Annotated in this window: 20 protein-coding genes and 1 other RNA gene; 18 read left to right on the top strand and 3 right to left on the bottom strand. The window is 72.9% G+C overall.

Annotation, left to right across the window (positions count from 1 at the left end; genetic code table 11):
- The first annotated feature begins 135 nt into the window (after positions 1 to 135).
- Positions 136 to 1,488: an LCP family protein gene (locus tag NF338_RS19445; RefSeq protein ID WP_264032264.1), complete on the top strand. Its 1,353-nt coding sequence runs from the start codon at positions 136 to 138 to the stop codon at positions 1,486 to 1,488.
- A 55-nt stretch (positions 1,489 to 1,543) separates the two neighbouring features.
- On the opposite strand, the gene NF338_RS19440 is transcribed toward NF338_RS19445, so the two are convergent.
- A complete protein-coding gene (locus tag NF338_RS19440; protein ID WP_264032263.1) occupies positions 1,544 to 2,770 on the bottom strand; it encodes a pyridoxal phosphate-dependent aminotransferase in 1,227 nt (408 codons plus the stop codon).
- 200 nt (positions 2,771 to 2,970) lie between these two features.
- Between NF338_RS19440 and NF338_RS19435 the strand changes: the two genes are divergently transcribed.
- From NF338_RS19435 to ssrA, 16 genes are all read left to right on the top strand, one after another.
- Positions 2,971 to 4,269, top strand: a complete 1,299-nt coding sequence (locus NF338_RS19435; RefSeq protein ID WP_264032280.1) for a CpaF family protein — start codon at positions 2,971 to 2,973, stop codon at positions 4,267 to 4,269.
- A 1-nt stretch (position 4,270) separates the two neighbouring features.
- Positions 4,271 to 5,131 (top strand): type II secretion system F family protein, encoded by an 861-nt coding sequence (locus NF338_RS19430; protein WP_264032262.1) that lies wholly within the window; start codon positions 4,271 to 4,273, stop codon positions 5,129 to 5,131.
- Entirely contained in the window at positions 5,128 to 6,069 is a 942-nt protein-coding gene (locus NF338_RS19425) for a type II secretion system F family protein (RefSeq protein WP_264032261.1), read from the top strand. Before NF338_RS19430 ends, NF338_RS19425 begins: the two co-directional genes overlap by 4 nt.
- 81 nt (positions 6,070 to 6,150) lie before the next feature.
- Complete coding sequence (locus NF338_RS19420; protein ID WP_087471603.1) at positions 6,151 to 6,366, top strand: hypothetical protein; 216 nt, start codon at positions 6,151 to 6,153, stop codon at positions 6,364 to 6,366.
- 58 nt (positions 6,367 to 6,424) lie between these two features.
- Complete coding sequence (locus NF338_RS19415) at positions 6,425 to 6,775, top strand: TadE/TadG family type IV pilus assembly protein (protein WP_264032260.1); 351 nt, start codon at positions 6,425 to 6,427, stop codon at positions 6,773 to 6,775.
- A complete protein-coding gene (locus tag NF338_RS19410) occupies positions 6,772 to 7,251 on the top strand; it encodes a TadE/TadG family type IV pilus assembly protein (protein ID WP_264032259.1) in 480 nt (159 codons plus the stop codon). The genes NF338_RS19415 and NF338_RS19410 overlap by 4 nt, the downstream gene beginning before the upstream one ends.
- A complete protein-coding gene (locus NF338_RS19405; protein ID WP_264032258.1) occupies positions 7,251 to 7,742 on the top strand; it encodes a pilus assembly protein TadG-related protein in 492 nt (163 codons plus the stop codon). Before NF338_RS19410 ends, NF338_RS19405 begins: the two co-directional genes overlap by 1 nt.
- A gap of 189 nt (positions 7,743 to 7,931) precedes the next feature.
- Positions 7,932 to 8,546, top strand: a complete 615-nt coding sequence (locus tag NF338_RS19400; protein WP_264032257.1) for a hypothetical protein — start codon at positions 7,932 to 7,934, stop codon at positions 8,544 to 8,546.
- A 136-nt stretch (positions 8,547 to 8,682) separates the two neighbouring features.
- Positions 8,683 to 9,822 (top strand): DUF916 domain-containing protein, encoded by a 1,140-nt coding sequence (locus NF338_RS19395; protein ID WP_264032256.1) that lies wholly within the window; start codon positions 8,683 to 8,685, stop codon positions 9,820 to 9,822.
- A gap of 78 nt (positions 9,823 to 9,900) precedes the next feature.
- A complete protein-coding gene (gene prfB / locus NF338_RS19390; protein ID WP_264032255.1) occupies positions 9,901 to 11,013 on the top strand; it encodes a peptide chain release factor 2 in 1,113 nt (370 codons plus the stop codon).
- Positions 11,014 to 11,176: 163 nt separating this feature from the next.
- Positions 11,177 to 12,064, top strand: a complete 888-nt coding sequence (ftsE, locus tag NF338_RS19385) for a cell division ATP-binding protein FtsE (RefSeq protein WP_264032254.1) — start codon at positions 11,177 to 11,179, stop codon at positions 12,062 to 12,064.
- 5 nt (positions 12,065 to 12,069) lie between these two features.
- Positions 12,070 to 12,981, top strand: coding sequence for a permease-like cell division protein FtsX (gene ftsX, locus NF338_RS19380; RefSeq protein ID WP_087472873.1), 912 nt, complete (start codon positions 12,070 to 12,072; stop codon positions 12,979 to 12,981).
- A gap of 1 nt (position 12,982) precedes the next feature.
- A complete protein-coding gene (locus NF338_RS19375) occupies positions 12,983 to 14,368 on the top strand; it encodes a M23 family metallopeptidase (protein WP_264032253.1) in 1,386 nt (461 codons plus the stop codon).
- Positions 14,369 to 14,516: 148 nt separating this feature from the next.
- Complete coding sequence (gene smpB / locus NF338_RS19370; protein ID WP_047234045.1) at positions 14,517 to 14,987, top strand: SsrA-binding protein SmpB; 471 nt, start codon at positions 14,517 to 14,519, stop codon at positions 14,985 to 14,987.
- Positions 14,988 to 15,088: 101 nt separating this feature from the next.
- The gene (locus tag NF338_RS19365) at positions 15,089 to 15,502 is read left to right on the top strand and encodes a hypothetical protein (protein WP_087471608.1); all 414 of its coding nucleotides are present in this window, start codon (positions 15,089 to 15,091) and stop codon (positions 15,500 to 15,502) included.
- Between the two features lie 128 nt (positions 15,503 to 15,630).
- Positions 15,631 to 15,997: a transfer-messenger RNA gene (gene ssrA, locus NF338_RS19360) on the top strand.
- A 78-nt stretch (positions 15,998 to 16,075) separates the two neighbouring features.
- Here ssrA and NF338_RS19355 read toward each other — a convergent pair.
- Positions 16,076 to 16,438, bottom strand: coding sequence for a hypothetical protein (locus tag NF338_RS19355; RefSeq protein ID WP_264032252.1), 363 nt, complete (start codon positions 16,436 to 16,438; stop codon positions 16,076 to 16,078).
- Positions 16,431 to 17,414: a DUF4349 domain-containing protein gene (locus NF338_RS19350; RefSeq protein WP_264032251.1), complete on the bottom strand. Its 984-nt coding sequence runs from the start codon at positions 17,412 to 17,414 to the stop codon at positions 16,431 to 16,433. The genes NF338_RS19355 and NF338_RS19350 overlap by 8 nt, the downstream gene beginning before the upstream one ends.
- A 129-nt stretch (positions 17,415 to 17,543) precedes the next feature.
- Here NF338_RS19350 and NF338_RS19345 point away from each other — a divergent pair, with 129 nt between their 5' ends.
- Positions 17,544 to 18,446, top strand: coding sequence for a PfkB family carbohydrate kinase (locus NF338_RS19345; protein ID WP_264032250.1), 903 nt, complete (start codon positions 17,544 to 17,546; stop codon positions 18,444 to 18,446).
- Positions 18,447 to 18,545: the final 99 nt, after the last annotated feature.

Raw genomic sequence — 18,545 nt, 5'->3', positions numbered from 1 at the left:
TCGTCGCCCGCCGGACGCCCCCGCCCGTCGCCGGGCGGGCGCTGCGAGTCTCCGAGGCGGGTCTTCGCCGCCCTTTCACACGTCCTCCTGCTGGTTCGGCGCACGCATCCACGCCGCACCCTCTACCCTCAGACCGTGCCAACGACCGCCCCCGCCTCGTCGTCCCCGCGCTCGCGGCCCCGCGCGACACCGACGACGCCCTCCCGGAAGGGCGGCGAGGACAAGCCCTCCGGCGGCCCGCACCACGCGCGCGCGCTGCGCTCGCACCGCGTGGCGCGGGCCGTCGGGCTCGTCCTCACGGGGGCCCTCGTGTTCGTCGCGGTGGGTGCCGGAGCCGTCTATCTTGACCTCAAGTCGAAGATCACCGTGAGCGACGTGTCGGGCCTCGTCGTCGGGGGGCCGACGGCAGAGCCCCCGAAGGACCCGTCGGACCCGTTCGCGGGCAAGTCGCTCAACATCCTCGTGATGGGCACGGACTACCGCGACGCCGAGAACGCCGCGATCGCCGGCGAGGAGGACGGCATGCGGTCGGACACGACGTTCATCGTGCACGTGTCCGGGGACCGCACGCGCATGGAGGTCGTCTCCATCCCGCGCGACTCGCTCGTCGACCTGCCTGCCTGCAACCTCCCCGACGGGTCGATGTCGGGCCCGCGGCGCAACACGATGTTCAACGAGGCGTTCCAGATCGGCTCGGGCGGCGTCGACGACATGACGTACGCCGCCGCATGCACGATCACCGCGGTGCAGGAGCTCACGGGCGTCCCGATCACCAACCACGTCGTCGTCAAGATGACTGGGGTCATCGGCGTGGTCGACGCGATCAACGGCGTCACCATGTGCTTCCCTGAGCCCGTCAAGGAGAGCCCGCGGTACGGCACCCTCGACCTGCCCGCGGGGGAGTACACGCTCAACGGGCACGAGGCGATCAGCTTCCTCCGGGCACGCCACGGCACCGGCATGGGCCTCGAGATGGGGTCCGACCTCACGCGCATCACGCGCCAGCAGGCGTTCATCGACTCGGCCGTGCGTGAGCTGCTCTCCCAGAACATCATCACCAACTCGCCCCAGCTCTACGGGGTCATCGAGGCCGTGCTCAGCTCGATCAGCGCGGACCCCACGATCGCGGACCCGACGGCGCTCGCGGGCCTCGCGTTCAGCCTTCGCGCGATCAAGCCGTCGGAGGTCGTCTTCACCCAGGTCCCCGTCGTGGAGGCGGCGAGCGACCGCAACCGCGTCGAGTGGACCTCGGAGGCAGACGTGATCTGGCAGCGCCTCATCGACGACGCGCCCCCTCCGGGCCACGAGCCCGTCACCGACCCGCGCGACGACGCGACGGCGCCCGCGGACGGCACGACCGACCCGGCGACCGGGACCGACACCGGTGCCACCGACCCCGGGGCGGGCACGACCGATCCTGGCACGACCGACCCAGGCACGACGCCCGAGACCCCGGTCGAGGAGCTGCAGCCCGGCGTCTGCGGCTGAACCGGCTCCGCGCTGTTCGGGTCGATCCAGATCAGGCGACCGGGTCGAGGCCCGCTCAGGAGCGAGGCGTCGTGCCGAGGCGGGCGAGACGCCCCACCGCCTCGTGCAGCACGTCCTCGCGCTTGACGAACGTGAACCGCACGCGCGAGGCCAGCGCGCGGGCCGTCGTCGACCCCGGCGTGCAGAACGCGCTCACGGGGACGGCGACGACGCCCGCGAGGGCGGGCAGGTCGCGGCACAGGGCGGTGCCGTCCTCGAAGCCGAGCGGGGCGCCGTCGGCGACGACGAAGTACGTGCCCTGCGGCACGACGACGTCGAACCCGGCCCGGACGAGGCCCTCGCACAGCAGGTCCCGACGCGCCGCGAGCGAGTCGGCGAGCGCGCGCGGCGTCTCGTCGTCGGACAGGGCGTCGGCGATCGCGGGCTGGAACGGCGCGCCCGACGTGTAGGTGAGGAACTGCTTGACCGTGCGCACCGCGGTGACGAGCGGCTCCGGCCCGTGCAGCCAGCCGATCTTCCAGCCGGTGAACGAGAACGTCTTGCCGGCCGAGGAGATCGTGATCGTGCGCTGCCGCATCCCGGGCAGTGTCGCGATCGGCACGTGCCGGGCGTCGTCGAACGTGAGGTGCTCGTAGACCTCGTCCGTGACGACGACCGCGTCGTGACGGCGCGCGACGGCGGCGATCGCGTCGAGCTCGTCGAGGTCGAGGACCGTGCCCGTGGGGTTGTGGGGCGAGTTCACGAGGATCAGCCGCGTGCGGTCCGTGACCGCGGCGCGCAGGGCGTCGAGGTCGAGCCGGAAGCGGTCCGGGCCCGCCACGAGCGGGACGGTGACGTGGTTCGCGCCCGCGAGCGCGATGCACGCCGCGTGCGCGTCGTAGAACGGCTCGAGCGTCACGACGTCGTCGCCCGGGCCGGCCAGCGCGAGGATCGTCGCGGCGAGGGCCTCCGTCGCTCCCGTCGTCACGAGGACCTCGGTCTCCGGGTCGGGGTCCAGCCCGTAGTGCCGGTACTGGTGGCTCGCGACGGCGTTGCGCAGCTCGAGGATGCCCGGACCCGGCGGGTACTGGTTGTGGCCCTCCTCGATCGCCCGGATCGCGGAGTGCTTGACCGCCGCCGGGCCGTCGACGTCCGGGAATCCCTGCCCCAGGTTGATCGCGCCCGTGCGGTGCGCGAGCGCCGTCATCTCGGCGAAGATCGTCGCCGCGACCGCGCCGTCCGCGCCGAGGAGGCCGGTCGCACGGGCGGCGGCCTGCCAGCGGCCGGGCGGGAGGTCGGTCATGGCCCGACCCTAGCCGTGTCCGCGCCCACGATGTGGGACGCCGCGGCCGGGTTCCTGGCGGGCGCGCGCCGTCATCCCGAGGCTCCCGGGTCCGCTGTCCACAGGGCACTCCCGCGGGGCCCGTCGATGCCCTACTCTCTCGGTCAGGTCTTTTCGGTCCGGCGGGGCAGCCGGCCAGCGGAGCAGGGGGAATGCTCGACATGTCTACGGACACGCACGCCGTCGGCGTGCTCGAGGGCGAGGTGCGCGAGCTCGTCCGGCGGCGCGGGGTGGACCCCGTGCGCGACCGGGCGGCGGTCGACGAGCTCGTCCGCGAGGCGGTCGCCGACTACGAGACGCGGAGCGCGCTCGGGGCCGTCACGCCGCTCGCCGACCCGACGGCCGCCGGTCGCGCGGTGGTCGACTCCGTGGCGGGCCTCGGACCGCTCCAGCCCTACCTCGACGACCCGGAGATCGAGGAGATCTGGATCAACGCGCCGTCCCAGGTGTTCGTCGCGCGGGGCGGCCGGTCGGAGCTCACGACGACGATCCTCACCGCGGAGCAGGTGCGCGACCTCGTCGAGCAGATGCTGCGCTCGTCCGGCCGTCGGCTCGACCTCTCGAGCCCGTTCGTCGACGCGTCGCTGCCCGGCGGCGAGCGGCTCCACGTGGTCATCCCCGACGTCACGCGAAGCAGCTGGGCGGTCAACATCCGCAAGCACGTCGTCCGCGCGTCGCACCTCGACGACCTCGTCCGGCTCGGCTCGCTCACCCCGCAGGCGGCGGCGTTCCTCGACGCCTCGGTCCGTGCCGGGCTGAACATCCTCGTCGCGGGCGCCACGCAGGCGGGCAAGACGACGATGCTCAACGCCCTCGCGGGCTCGGTCCCGCCCACGCAGCGCGTCGTCACGTGCGAGGAGGTCTTCGAGCTCCGGTTCGCCGTACGGGACGTCGTCTCCATGCAGTGTCGGCAGCCGAGCCTCGAGGGGACGGGCGAGATCCCGTTGCGCCGCCTGGTCAAGGAGGCGCTGCGCATGCGCCCCGACCGGATCGTCATCGGGGAGGTCCGCGAGGCGGAGAGCTTCGACCTCCTTGTCGCGTTGAACGCCGGAGTGCCCGGGATGTGCACCCTGCACGCCAACTCGGCTCGCGAGGCGATCACCAAGATGTGCACGTTGCCGCTGCTCGCCGGCGAGAACGTCTCGGACCGCTTCGTGGTCCCCACCGTCGCGTCCTCGATCGACCTGGTCGTCCACCTCGGCGTCGACGTCGACGGGCGGCGCGTCGTGCGCGAGGTCCTGGGGGTTACGGGACGGGTCGAGCAGGGCGTGGTGGAGGCGGCGGAGATCTTCGTCCGGACCGGGGACCGGCTGGTGCGGGCCGACGGGTTCCCGCCCGGCGCGGACCGGTTCGCGCGCGCGGGGATCGACCTGGCGACCGTGCTGCACCCAGAGCGCTCACACGTCCCGGCCGCCCCGGCGGGTGCCTCGGCGAGCCCGACCTGGTCGGGGGCGAGCTGACGTGGGCGTCGTCGTGGGGTTCCTGCTCGGCGCGGGCCTGTTCTGCGTGTGGTGGTCGTTCTGGGCGCCGGGCCCGCGTCGGGAGCGACGGGCGGACGGCTGGACGGCACGTACCCAGGACCTCCTCGTGCAAGCGGGTGCGCCGTCCGTCACGCCGGGCGCGCTGGTGGCGACGAGCGTGGGCGTGGGGCTCGTGGTCCTCCTCGTCGCGACGGTCCTCGCAGGGTCGGTCACGATCGCCACCTGCTTCGGTGCGATCGCCGCGTCGCTGCCGGTGCTCCTCGTGCGCTCCCGTGCCCGACGCCGCAGGGCCCGGTTGCGCGACGTGTGGCCGGAGGTGCTGGACCACCTCGCCTCCGGCGTCCGCGCGGGCCTGTCGCTCCCCGAGGCCGTCGGTCAGCTGGGCGAGCGTGGCCCGGCGGAGCTGCGGGAGCCGTTCACCCGGTTCGCGGTGGACTACCGCGCGTCAGGGCGCTTCGGGGACTGTCTGGACCGTCTCAAGGAACGACTCGCGGACCCGGTGGCCGACCGCATCGTGGAGGCGCTCCGACTGACGCGCGACGTCGGCGGCACGGACCTGGGGCGGCTCCTGCGCACCCTCTCGACGTTCCTGCGCGAGGACGCGCGGACCCGCGGCGAGCTCGAGGCGCGTCAGTCCTGGACGGTCAACGGCGCGCGGCTCGCCGTCGCGGGCCCCTGGGTGGTCCTCGGCTTCCTGGCGACCCGGCCCGAGACCGCGGCGGCGTACAACTCGCTCGCGGGGGCGCTCGTCCTCGGCGTCGGCGCGGCCTGCTCCGCCGCGGCGTACCAGCTCATGCTGCGGATCGGGCGACTGCCCGAGGAGGAGAGGGTGCTCCGATGAACGCGCTCGACGTGTCGCTGACGGGAGCCGCGATCGGCGGACTCGGTGCAGTGGGGCTGCTGCTCGTCGTCGCGGGCGTCCGCGGCCGCGCGATCCGGCTCGACGAGCGCCTCGCGCCCTACCTGCGAACGCACGACCGGACGTCGGTGCTGCTCCGCGACCAGCCGACCCGGACGCCGTTCCCGACGGTCGAGCGCCTGGTCGCCCCGGTGCTCGCCGACGCCGGCCGCGCGCTCGAGCGGCTCGGCTCGACGTCCGCCGACGTCCGCCGCCGGCTCGATCGCGCCGGCCGACGCCAGAGCGTGGAGCAGTTCCGTGCCCGCCAGCTCGTGTGGGGCGTCGTCGGGCTCGCGCTGGGCACGTTCGTCGCTGTGGTCCTCGCCGCGACGCGTGGCTCGTCCGTCGTGCTGCTCGTGCTGCTCGCGCTGCTGTGCGGGGTGGGAGGCGTCCTCGCCTGCGACCACGCCCTGACGCGCGCCGTGCGACGCCGCGAGGAACGCATGCTCGCGGAGTTCCCGACCGTCGCGGAGCTGCTCGCCCTCGCGGTGAACGCCGGCGAGGGCCCGGTGGCGGCGCTCGAACGGGTCGCGTCGACCGCCCGCGGAGAGCTCTCGGACGAGCTGCGCACGACCCTCGCGTCCGTGCGGTCGGGCACGCCGCTCGCCCGGGCGCTCGAGCAGCTCGCCGACCGGACGGGTCTGCCGAGCCTGACCCGCTTCGCGGAGGGGGTCGCCGTCGCGGTGGAGCGCGGGACCCCGCTTGCCGACGTCCTGCGCGCCCAGGCGCAGGACGTGCGCGAGTCCGGGCGCCGCGCGCTCATGGAGGCGGGCGGCAAGAAGGAGGTGGCGATGATGATCCCGGTCGTCTTCCTCATCCTCCCGGTGACGGTGGTCTTCGCCGTCTATCCGTCCCTGGCCACGCTGCGGCTCGGGTTCTGAACGGCGGCTCCCCCCGGGCGTGCCCGGGACCCGCACGGCTCACAGACGACACGACAGACGACGGACGAACGAGGGGGAACCATGCAGGGGTGGGGTCGCAGGACGCAGGGTGCACGGCGAGCGGCGCGCGAGGCGCTGGGGCGCCTGGTGCGAGGAGACGCGGAACGGGGCGACGTCCCGGGTTGGGTCCTCATCACCCTGATGACGGCGGGTCTGGTCATCGCGCTGTGGGCCGTCGCCGGGCCGGCGCTGACCCAGGCCTTCAGCAACGCGATCTCGAGCGTGGGCGCGCCCTGAGGTGGCGCACGGAGACGGTCTCGGCCCGGCGTCGGAAGATCGTGAGCGCGGGTCCGCGGTGGTCGACTTCACCCTCGTGTCCGTCCTGGTGCTCGTGCTGTTCCTCGGTGTCGTCCAGGTGGCGCTCGCGGTCCACGTGCGGGCGACGCTGGTGGACTGCGCCGCGGAGGGCGCTCGGGTCGCCGGGCGCGCCGACCGCGGCCCGCAGGACGGGGCTGCCCGGACGCGCGACCTGATCACGGCCGCGCTCTCGTCCCGCTATGCCCAGGACGTCGTGGCACGGCAGACGGTCGTCGACGGCCTCCCCGTCGTCGAGGTGACGGTCTCGGCGCCGCTCCCCGTGGTGGGCCTGCTCGGTCCTGCGGGCGTGGTGACCGTCGACGGGCACGCGCTCGAGGAGGCGCCGTGACCCGCCGGGTGCGGACGCTGCTCGCTCGCCTCGCCGGGGGTGGGCAGCAGGGGGAGCGGGGGAGCGCCGTCGTGGAGTTCCTGGGCGTCGCGCTCGTGCTGCTGCTGCCGGTGCTGTACCTCGTGCTGACGGTCGGGAGGCTGCAGGCGGCCACGTTCGCGGTCGAGGGTGCCTCGCGCGAGGCGGCGCGGGCGTTCGTGACCGCGCCGTCCGTGGACGACGGCGGGCGGTTCGCCGCGGCCGCGGTCAGGCTCGCGCTCGACGACCAGGGCTTTCGGCCCGGCGACGACGTGCTGACGATCTCCTGCTCCGCCACACCCTGCCTCGAGCCCGGGGGCGAGGTGGTCGCGCGGGTGAAGTTCGAGGTGCCCCTGCCGCTCGTCCCGTCGTTCGTCCGGGCGGCGGTGCCCCTCGCGGTCCCGGTCGAGGCACAGCACGTCGCGTCGGTCGACGAGTACGCCGCGAGGCGGCCGTGATGCGTGCGAGGCTCGGTCCGCGGCGACGCAGCGAGCCCGTCGACGGGCCCGAGGACGGCCGCATCATGCTTCTCACGACGGCGTTCGTGGCCTTCGCGCTGCTGCTGGTCACCGTGGTGGTGAGCGCGACGCAGGTGCATCTCGAGCGCAAGCGGCTGTACGAGCTCGCGGACGCGCTCGCCCTCACGGCGGCGGACTCGATGGCGCCGGAGTCGTTCTACACGGGTGCTGCCACCGCACCGGTCGAGAGCGCCGTCCTGACGCTCACGGATTCCTCGATCCGGTCGGACGTCCAGGACTACCTGACCCGGAATCCGGGGGCGCTCGACGGTCTGCACGACGTCGTCGTGAGCGAGGCGTCGACCGCCGACGGGCGCACCGCGACGGTCGGTCTCACCGCGCGGGCACGACCCGCGATGATCGGCTGGGTGACCCAGGCGTGGAGTGATGGCATCATCGTGCGTGCAGAGTCACGTGCCAGAGCGTGGTGAGCACCTGTTGCTGTTCGACGACGAGCATCCAGGAAAGGGCAGTTCGCAAGGACGCGTGAGCATGCTCCCGCGCCTTTGTTCACTTTCTTAACTTTGGATGGCCACTTCTGGTTCGACTCTGTCAAAACCCCAGGTTCGCCGCTATGGTGATCCGGTCCGACAACAACTCCAACGATGGAGAGCTACAACATGAACGCACGAGCAACGAAGAAGCTCGTCGCCGGGGGTGCCCTCGGCGCGATGCTCATCGGCACGGTCGCCCTCGCGTCCGCTGCCTCCGCAGACCAGGTGGGCGACGACCAGGGCGTCGACGTCTCGGTCGAGATCGAGTCGAACGTCGAGCCGGGCAACCTCGCCCTCTCGGTCGCCTCGAACGCGACCTCGCTCACCGAGCAGGACTCGACCGTCGCCGGCACCCGTGAGTTCACGGGCACCCTTCCGGACGTCACCGTCACCGACACGCGCACCGAGGTTGCCGAGGGCGCGTACTGGTACGTCGTGGGCAGCGCCTCGGACTTCACCGGCGACGCCGGCACGATCGCGGCGTCGAACCTCGGCTGGGCGCCGTCGCTCGTCAGCGAGAGCGAGAGCGGCCTCGTCGAGGCGGGCGAGGGTGTCGACCCCGCGCTCGAGGGTGGCGAGGGTCTTGCCGAGCAGGACCTCCTCGTGTCGGCCTTCGACTCGGCCGAGGTCAACCCGGAGGGCTCCTGGACCGCGAACGCGGGCCTCACGCTCCGCACCGCCGAGGACGTCGCCGCCGGCGCCTACTCCTCGACGATCACGCTCTCCCTCTTCGAGGACTGAGCACACCCGGTCCTCGTGACCTGACGGTCGGCCACGGTCGACCGTCGACCGAGCAGTCCACGGCGGGCCGCTCCACTCGTCCGGCTCCAGGTCGGATCGAGTGGGCGGCCCGCCGTCGTACGGAGAGAGCACCTGCGTGAACCCTGCACCACACCTGAGCCACCGACCGCGCCGGTTCACCCGTTGGTTCGTCGCGGCCGGCGCAGTCCTCGTCGCGGCCCTCGCGCCCGCGCTGCCGGCAGGCGCCGCGACCAGCGGCACCCTGCCGCTCGACACCGAGGACGTCATCACCTGGGGGGTCAAGCCCGCCGACGCCGACGGACCCGACGGGCGCACCCGCGTCGAGCTGGTCCTCGACCCCGGGGCATCGGCGTCCGAGCACCTCGCCGTGTCGAACTTCAGCGACGTTCCCGTGACCTTCTCGATCCAGGCTGCCGACGGGTACATCAATCCCAAGGGCCGGTTCAACATGCTGCCGTCCGACCGAGAGTCGACGGGAGCCGGGACCTGGATCGAGGTCCAGGACTCGGTCGAGGTGGCGCCCGACGCGACGGTCGTCGTGCCGTTCACCGTCGCTGTGCCGGACAACGCCACCCCCGGAGACCACGTCGCCGGCATCGCTGCGACGGTGAAGAGCACCGGCGAGGGCGAGGGCGGGACGAGCGTCGGCGTGGAGAGCCGCGTCGGCTTCCGGGTCTCGACGCGGGTCACAGGAGAGGTGCAGCCGCAGCTCGCCGTCGAGAACCTCAAGGCGTCCTACACGCCGTCGTGGAACCCGTTCGCGGCGGGCGACCTGACGGTCTCCTACGACGTCGCGAACGACGGCAACGTGCGTCTCGGCGCCGAGGGTGACGTCGCGACGACCGGCTTCTTCGGTGCGTTCTCCACCGACCGCTCGGCCGCGGCCATCCCCGAGGTCCTGCCCGGGGGCTCGCAGCGCTCTCGCGTCGAGACGTCGAACGTGTGGCCGCTCGGCCCGGTCCGCTCGACGATCACCGTGACGCCGACAACGGTGGACGACGACCAGGTCGACGCGCCGCTCGAGCCCGTCACGGTCACCGTGACGACCTGGGCCGTCCCGTGGCCGCAGCTCCTCCTGATCGCGATCGTCGTGGTCCTGATCGTGGGCGTGCGCGACGACCGCCGTCGGCGGCGCCAGCGCCTCGAGTCGATGCTCGCCCGGGCGCGCGACGAGGGCCGCCAGCAGGCGGCCGGGGGCGAGCCCGCGCCGTCGGGCACGACCTCGCCCGCCGCGAAGGGCGAGCCGAAGGCCTGAGCCACCGCCGCGCCGTCGGGCAGGGGAGACCCGCCCGACGGCGCGGAGCGTGCAGGACGTCGCGTAACCTTGAACCTCGTGGCCACCATCGACTTTCCGACCGAGATCAAGGCGCTGCGCAGCACGCTCGAGTCCATCGAGAGCGTGAGCGACCCGGAGGTGCTGCGCGCGAAGATCGCGGACCTCTCGGAGAAGGCGTCGGCCCCCGACCTGTGGGACGACCCGGACGCCGCGCAGAAGGTGACGTCCGCGCTCTCCGCGGTGCAGTCCGAGCTGGACCGGGTGAAGACGCTCGGGCAGCGCATCGACGACGTCGAGACCCTGGTGGAGATGGGCCAGGAGATGGAGGACGAGGACACCCTCGTCGAGGCGGAGGCCGAGGTCGGCGCGATCCGCAAGGACCTCGACCAGCTCGAGGTCCGCACGCTCCTCGCCGGCGAGTACGACGCCCGTGAGGCCGTCGTGACGATCCGCGCGGGCGCGGGCGGCGTGGACGCGGCCGACTTCGCGGAGATGCTCCTGCGCATGTATCTGCGCTGGGCGGAGCGTCACGGCTACTCGACCACCGTGCTCGACACGTCCTACGCCGAGGAGGCGGGGCTCAAGTCAGCCACGTTCGAGGTGAAGGCGCCGTACGCGTTCGGCCACCTGTCGGTCGAGGCAGGCACGCACCGCCTCGTGCGCATCTCGCCGTTCGACAACCAGGGGCGTCGGCAGACGTCGTTCGCGGCCGTCGAGGTCATCCCGCTCATCGAGCAGACGGACTCCGTCGAGATCCCCGAGTCGGAGATCAAGGTGGACGTGTTCCGCTCGTCCGGCCCGGGCGGGCAGTCCGTCAACACGACGGACTCCGCGGTGCGCATGACGCACATCCCGACCGGCATCGTCGTGTCGATGCAGAACGAGAAGTCGCAGATCCAGAACCGTGCGGCCGCGCTGCGCGTCCTCCAGTCCCGCCTGCTGCTCGTGCGCCAGGAGGAGGAGAACGCGAAGAAGAAGGAGCTCGCGGGCGACATCAAGGCGAGCTGGGGGGACCAGATGCGCTCCTACGTGCTCCAGCCCTACCAGATGGTCAAGGACCTGCGCACGGAGCACGAGGTCGGCAACCCCTCGGCAGTGTTCGACGGCGACATCGACGACTTCATCGAGGCCGGGATCCGCTGGCGCCGCGGGGCGCAGCAGGAGTCCTGACCCGGCGCGGGCCCGCCCCGGGCGGTTGATCCGAGCAACAGGTCGATGCGCCCGGGCGCGGCGTGTCCGCCCCGCCCGGCCGGGCGCGCGTGCCTACCCTCGGGATCGTGCGACGAACCTCGTTCGTCCACGGATCGACCCCCGACCCGAGGAACGTGCCGCTGTGATCCGCTTCGAGAACGTCACCAAGGTCTACGCGCGCGGCGCGAGGCCGGCCGTCGACGACGTGTCGATGGAGGTCCGCCGCGGCGAGTTCGTCTTCCTCGTCGGCGCGTCGGGCTCCGGCAAGTCGACGTGCCTGCACCTCGTCCTGCGCGAGGAGCGCCCGACCCGGGGGAAGGTCTTCGTCGCCGGGCGGGACCTCGGGTCGTTGTCGAGCTGGAACGTGCCCAAGCTGCGGCGCCAGATCGGGGTCGTCTTCCAGGACTTCCGCCTGCTGCCGAACAAGACCGTGTTCGAGAACGTGGCGTTCGCCCTCCAGGTCATCGGCAAGCCGCGGCACACGATCGCGATCACCGTCCCCGAGACGCTCGAGATGGTGGGCCTCGCGGGCAAGGAGAAGCGTCGCCCGCACGAGCTCTCGGGCGGTGAGCAGCAGCGCGTCGCCATCGCGCGCGCCATGGTGAACCGGCCGCCCATCCTGCTCGCCGACGAGCCGACCGGGAACCTCGACCCCACCACGTCGCTCGGGATCATGCGCCTGCTCGACCGCATCAACCGGACCGGGACCACGGTCGTCATGGCGACGCACGACGAGGAGATCGTCAACCAGATGCGGCGCCGGGTCATCGAGCTCGAGACCGGCACGCTCGTGCGCGACCAGGCGCACGGCGCCTACGGGGCGCGGGGGCAGGTCATCCCGGACCCTGACCGGCACGCCCCCGGCGCCCAGCCGGCGCCGGACGGGACGCCGGAGTCCGCGCCGACGACGATCGTCCCGCGCGCGCACCACGACCCGGCCCCCGGGGCGCAGGCCGTCGACGAGGAGCCTGCCGAGCCGCCGTCGCGACGCTCGGTGCGTCGCCACGTCGAGGCAGCGGCGGGGGAGTGATCGGCGTGCGACTCCAGTTCATCCTCGCGGAGCTCGGCCAGGGCTTGCGCCGCAACGTCTCGATGACGGTCTCGGTCATCCTCGTCACGTTCGTCTCGCTGACGTTCGTCGGGGCGTCCATGCTGCTGCAGGCGCAGATCGGCAAGCTCAAGGACGACTGGTACGACAAGGTCGAGGTCTCCGTCTTCCTGTGCCCCACCGGCTCGCCGTCGCCGACGTGCGCCGCGGGCGAGGCGACCCCGGACCAGATCGCGGCTCTCGAGGACGTCTTCGAGAACGAGCTCGCCGACGAGATCCAGACGGTCTACTTCGAGTCCAAGGACGACGCGTTCGCGGCGTTCCAGGAGCGGTACCCGGACGGCTACCTCGGCACGCAGCTCACCGTGGACGACATGCAGGCGTCCTTCCGCCTCAAGCTCACGAACCCGGAGAACTACGAGGTCGTCAACGACGTCGTCACCGGACGCCCGGGCGTCGAGGTCGTGGAGGACCAGCGCCGCATCTTCGACTCGCTGTTCCTCGCGCTCAACCGCGCGTCGCTCCTCGCCGCCGGCCTCGCAGCGGTCATGCTCCTCGCCGCGGTGCTGCTCATCACGACGACGATCCGGCTGTCCGCGCTGAGCCGGCGCCGGGAGACCGGCATCATGCGCCTCGTCGGTGCGTCCAACCTGTTCATCCAGCTCCCGTTCCTCCTCGAGGGGGCGATCGCGGCCGTGCTCGGCGCGCTCCTCGCGGTCGGCGGGCTCTGGGTGGGGGTGAAGTACCTCGTCACCGACTGGTTGTCGCAGTCCGTGACGTGGGTGGCCTACGTCGACGAGTCGGACGTGCTGCGCATCGCGCCGGTCCTCGTCGGCATCGCGTTCCTGCTGGCGGCCGTCTCCTCGGTCGTCACGCTCAACCGGCACACGAGGGTGTGAGATGACCCGGGACCTCCGCCGCGCGACCGCGGCCCTGATCGCCACGACGATGCTCCTCGTGGGGAGCGTCGCGTCGGCGTCCGCCGACGACATCGACGACCGGCGTGCCGCCGCGGAACGCCGTCAGTCCGAGATCCTCGGCGGCCGCGAGCAGCTCCAGTCCGAGCTCGAGGACACCGACGCCGAGCTCGCGCAGGCGGTTGTCGACCTCCAGGCGATCGAGGCGCGCCTGCCGGTCGCGCAGGCCGAGCTGGACGCCGCTGAGGCCGAGGTGGAGAGGACCCAGCGTGAGGCGGAGCTGCTCGCGCAACGGCTCGAGGACGCGCTCGGGCAGGAGGCCGCGATCAGCGCCGAGATCGAGCGCGGCGCGACCGACGTCGCCGACGCGAAGTCCAGCATCGCGGAGATGGCGCGCCAGGCGTACCGCGGCCAGGGCGACGTCTCGAGCCTGGGGATCGTCACGGGTGCGCAGAGCACCGAGGAGTTCATCGAGGAGTACGCGGTCTCGTCGACGGCGGCGCGCAGCCAGTCCCGGTCCCTCCAGGACCTCCTCGAGGCCGAGTCCGTGGCCCGCAACCGCGAGGCGCGCCTGCAGGCGGTGCGGGAGACGGTCGCCGACCTGAAGAAGCAGGCGGACGAGAACGTCGTCGCCGCCGAGGCCGCGCGCAAGGCGGCGGCGGACCGCAAGGCCGAGGTCGAGCAGCTCATCGTCGACCAGCAGGCGAAGAAGGCGACGATCGAGGAGCGCAAGGCCGCGGCCGAGGCGAAGGTCGCGGAGAACGAGGCCGCCCAGCAGTCGCTGCAGCAGGAGATCAAGGGGATCATCGCCGAACAGGCGGAACGTGACCGGAAGGCAGCGGAGGAGGAGGCCCGCCGCCAGCAGCAGCAACAGTCCTCCGGCGGAGGCGGCGGTGGCGGATCGTCGGGCGGTGGCGGTGGCGGTGGCGGTGGCGGGTCCTCGTCAGGGGGCGACCGCGGCAGCATCTCGAGCTTCCTGTCGTTCCCGACCGCCGTGCCGCACGTGACGTCGAGCTACGGGATGCGGCTGCACCCGATCCTCGGGTACTACCGCCTGCACGCCGGGACCGACCTGCGCGCCTACTGCGGGACCCCGATCATGGCCGCGGGGCCGGGGACGGTCGTCCACGCGCAGTGGCGCAACGGGTTCGGCAACCAGGTCCTGATCAACCACGGGACCGTCGGCGGGTCGAACCTCATGACGAGCTACAACCACCTCACGCGCTTCGCGGTGTCCTCCGGCCAGTCGGTCAACAAGGGGGACGTCATCGGCTACTCGGGCAACACCGGGCTGTCGGGGGCGTGCCACCTCCACTTCGAGGTGTACGTCAACGGTTCCACCATCGACCCGATGTCGGTCCTGGGCTGACCGACGTCCCCCCGAGCGCGCGCCTGTCGCGCACCGCGGCCTGGCCCGCGCCGTCCCGCCGCGGGGGATAATCGGTACCGGGCGTCGTCGGGCACCCGTACGCTGGTGCGCCGGCGACGACACGACAGCGAAGGACGGTAGGACACGGATGGCGAAGGACACCGGCCGCAAGGTCGTCGCCAGCAACCGCAAGGCACGCCACGACTACGTGATCGAGGACGTGTACGAGGCGGGGATCGTCCTGTCGGGCACCGAGGTCAAGGCGCTGCGGATGGGGCGGGCCTCGCTCGTCGACGGCTACGTCGCCGTGGACCGCGGCGAGGCGTGGCTCGAGAACGTCCACATCCCCGAGTACACCGAGGGGACGTGGAACAACCACGCCCCGCGGCGCAAGCGCAAGCTGCTCCTGCACAAGGAGGAGATCCTGCGCCTCGAGTCCAAGACGCGCGAGAAGGGCCACACGATCGTGCCCCTCGCCCTGTACTTCCTCGACGGTCGGGCCAAGGTCGAGATCGCCCTGGCGCGCGGCAAGAAGGAGTACGACAAGCGGCAGGCCCTGCGCGAGAAGCAGGACAACCGCGAGGCGCAGCGCGCGATGCGGCAGCGCGAGCTGCGCTGACCCTGGCAGGTCCGGGCCGACGGCGGTCCCACCCGCTGGTGGCGGCGTCGCCCTCGACGTACGGTCGAGGGCGAGACGTCGACCACGAACCAGGAGGCCCCATGGTCAAGCTCCGCCAGTACATCCCGCGGCTCGCGGCGGGCGCGTACATCCTCAACTCCGGACTGAACAAGCGCGGCGCGGACGAGGCGACCGCGCAGGGGATCCACGGCATGGCGGCGGGGACGTACTCGTTCCTCGGGGACGTCGAGCCGAAGCAGTTCACGAAGGCGCTCTCGACCACGGAGATCGCGCTCGGCGCGGCCCTGGTCGTGCCATTCGTCCCGACCGGGCTCGTGGCCGTGGGCCTGGGCGTCTTCTCGGCCGGGCTCGTGGGCATGTACCTGAAGACCCCGGGCATGACGCGCGAGGACGGCGTGCGGCCGACCGAGCAGGGCACGGGGCTCGCGAAGGACGTGTTCCTCCTCGGGATCGCGGGCGGTCTGCTGGTGGACGCGCTGAGCCGCAAGAAGTAGGCGCGCGTCCGGCGGCGTCCGGCCGCGCGGAAATATCGGTGCGGCGGCCGGCGTTCATCCCGTAGGCTTGTCCTGCTGAGCGAGGACCGGGTCCGCCCGGGAGCCGCGCAGTGATTGACAACTCCACAGGGGGTGATCGGTTTCGACGGTGGTCGTGCTTCGAGGAGAAGCGGGCCGAGGATGCAGGCTTATCTCGTTAACGATGTCTGCAAACCACAGGTGCCGATAACAAGCGCACCGACTTCGCCCTCGCCGCCTGAGCGAGCCCCGAAGTCCGTCAGCCCGAGCTAGCTCTCGACTCGGATCCTGGCGTCATCTAGAGAGCCACTGCTCGTAGTCCTCGTCATCGGGGCTGCGGGGACTTTCAGGTGACTGAGCCCGTCCGCATCTTGTCTGCGTGAGTGCGGGGGCCGAGAAAAACGACAGCAGACTGCGCCCGGAGAAGTCCTCGATCGGCGTCACCGGACCGGGGTTCGATTCCCCGCACCTCCACCCCTGCGGCAACGGCCCGCACCCTTCGAGGGTGCGGGCCGTCGTCGTCCCGGCAGGTGGTGCGATCGGTCGTGGGGCCCGTCACCACTCGTGCCGCGCCCAGGCGTCGGCCGCCTCCGCGCCGTCGAGCCACTCGACCCGCAGCCGCCGCCCCCGCACGACGAGGTCGTCGCCGTCCTCGCGGGGGAGCGGCGGTGCCTCGGGGTCGTCGCTGTACAGGTCCTCGGCCAGGGCCGGGTCGGCGTCGTCGAGGTGGGCGCGCCACTGCACGCGCGGCTCGGGGTTCACGTGCCGCGGGAAGGCCTGCGGGCCGACCGTGTCCCAGTGCGTGCACACGCGCGTCACGAGGTGCCCGACCGGTCGCGGCCCTCCGTCGCCCGTGTCGAGCCAGAGGCGCGCGACCCGCCCCGTCGGCGGCGTCTGCGTGCTCGTCGGCTCAGTCATGGGTGGACGCACCGACGAGCGGCCCGCGGCTCGCGGCCGGGGCGTCGGGGTCGTCGTCGGGACCCGGGCGGTCGGCGTCCCCCGGAGGCGTGCCGCCGTCCTCGGCTCGGTGCCGGAACCGGCGCAGGAGCCAGCGCACGACGAGCAGCACGACCCCGGCGACCACGAGCCACGGCAGCAGGGCACCCAGGACGACGACGAGCCCGTTGAGCGTGGCGAGCAGGGCGTTCCAGCCGTTCTGCAGACCCCCGAGGAAGCCGCCGGGAGCGAGCTGCTCGGTCGGCACGACCTGCACGACCGTGACGTGCAGGGTCGACATCGAGACCTGGTCGGTGAGCGCGGCGCGCTGCGCCTGCAGCGACTCCAGCTCGGCCTGGCGGCTCGTCAGCTCCTGCTCCGCGGCGAGCAGGTCGGCGGTCGTGGCGGCGTCGCCCATGAGCGTGCGCAGTCGTTCGACCGAGGTCGTCAGGGCGTCGACGCGGGCGTCGAGGTCGCGCGCGGTCCCCGTGACGTCGACGGCCTCGATCGACAGGTCGCGCACCTCGCCCACCTGGTCGAGGGCGTCGACGGTGGCGGTCGTCTGTGCCGCCGGCACCCGGATCGTCAGCTCGGCGGACGCCAGCGTGTCGCCCTCGGGCTCCGACTGCCGCCGGCTCTCGACCCGCCCGCCCGCGCTCTCCGCGAGGTCGGCGACCGCGTCGGCCGCGGCCGACGGGTCGTCGGCCACGACCGTGACCGACCCGGTGGTGACGATCTCCCGCTCCGCCGCGGCGACGGCGTCCTCGTCTCCCGGGGCGATCCCCGAGGCCACGTCCTCGGGGGCGTCCGCCGCGCCGCCGCCCGCGACCTCCGAGCCCGCGCCGCCGTCGTCCACGGAGAGGGCCGCCATGTCGCCCGAGGAGGCGGAGCAGCCCGCGAGGAGAGCGCCGCCGAGCAGGAGCGCCGCGACGACGGCGAAGGGGCGAGTGGTCCGCATGCTGCGAGGGTAGGGGGCCAAGCGTGCGAACCGGACACCGTGCGCGACATCGTGACCGTCTTGTGAACTGGTCGTGATCCAACCGCAGCGCGACACCTCGGACCGTGGACGGCGGCGCGGTCCCGGGGCGTGGCACGGCAGGATGGTCGGGTGCTCGTGTGCTGCGGTCTCGTGACCCTCGACGTCGTCCAGGTCGTCGACGCGCTGCCTCGTCCCGACGAGAAGGTCGTCGCACGGTCCGTCTCGGCCACCTTCGGGGGGCCGGCCGCCAACGCCGCGGCGACCGCCGCCGTGCTGGGTGTGCCCACGCGGCTCGTCACCGCGGTCGGGGACGGGCCGCTCGCGGAGGTCGTGCGTCGCGAGCTCGCGGACTGCGGGGTCGGTCTCGTCGACACCGCGGCCGGGACGAGCGGCGGGCGCCTCGCCGTCTCGACCGTGCTCGTCACGCGGGCCACCGGTGAACGAGCCGTCGTGAGCACCAACGCGTCCGGGTTCGGCGACCTCGCGGCCCGCGCGGCGGCGGGCGGCCCCGGGCTCCTCGACGGCGTCGGGCCGGGCGACGTCCTGCTGCTGGACGGGCACCTCCCGGGCCTCGCGCTCACGCTCGCGCGCGGGGCGCGCGAGCGGGGCGCGCGCGTCGTGCTCGACGGCGGGTCCTGGAAGCCCGACGCCGTCGAGATGATCGGGCTGTGCGACGCGGTCGTCGTGTCGGCGGACTTCCGGCCGCCGGGACTCGGGGAGGGTGACGTGCTCGCCGCGGTCGCCGCGCTCGGACCGCGGTTCGTCGCTCGCACGCGCGGTCCGTGTCCCGTCGAGGTGCTCGACGCGGGGGAGCGGTACGACGTCGCGGTTCCCGAGCCGGAGCGCGTCGTCGACACCCTCGGGGCGGGGGACGTGGTCCACGGGGCGTTCGCGGCGGGGGCGGCGCGCGGGGCGTCGTGGCGGTCCGCGCTCGAGCAGGCGGTCGTCGTCGCCTCACGATCGGTGGAGCACCCCGGTGCGCGGGGCTGGGCGGGCGAGGCGGCGGTCTGAGGGGCGCTGGCGGGCCCACGGGCCGTCCGCGGCCAGGACCCAGGTCCCGCGGCGAGGGCCGATCGGCAACATTTCGGTCACGAAGCCGCGAGGAAGTTG

The organism is Cellulosimicrobium sp. SH8 (assembly GCF_025818875.1).
GTDB lineage: Bacteria > Actinomycetota > Actinomycetes > Actinomycetales > Cellulomonadaceae > Cellulosimicrobium > Cellulosimicrobium cellulans_D.
Note: the sequence above shows the minus strand (reverse complement) of the source record. Positions and strands in the feature narration are given on the sequence as shown.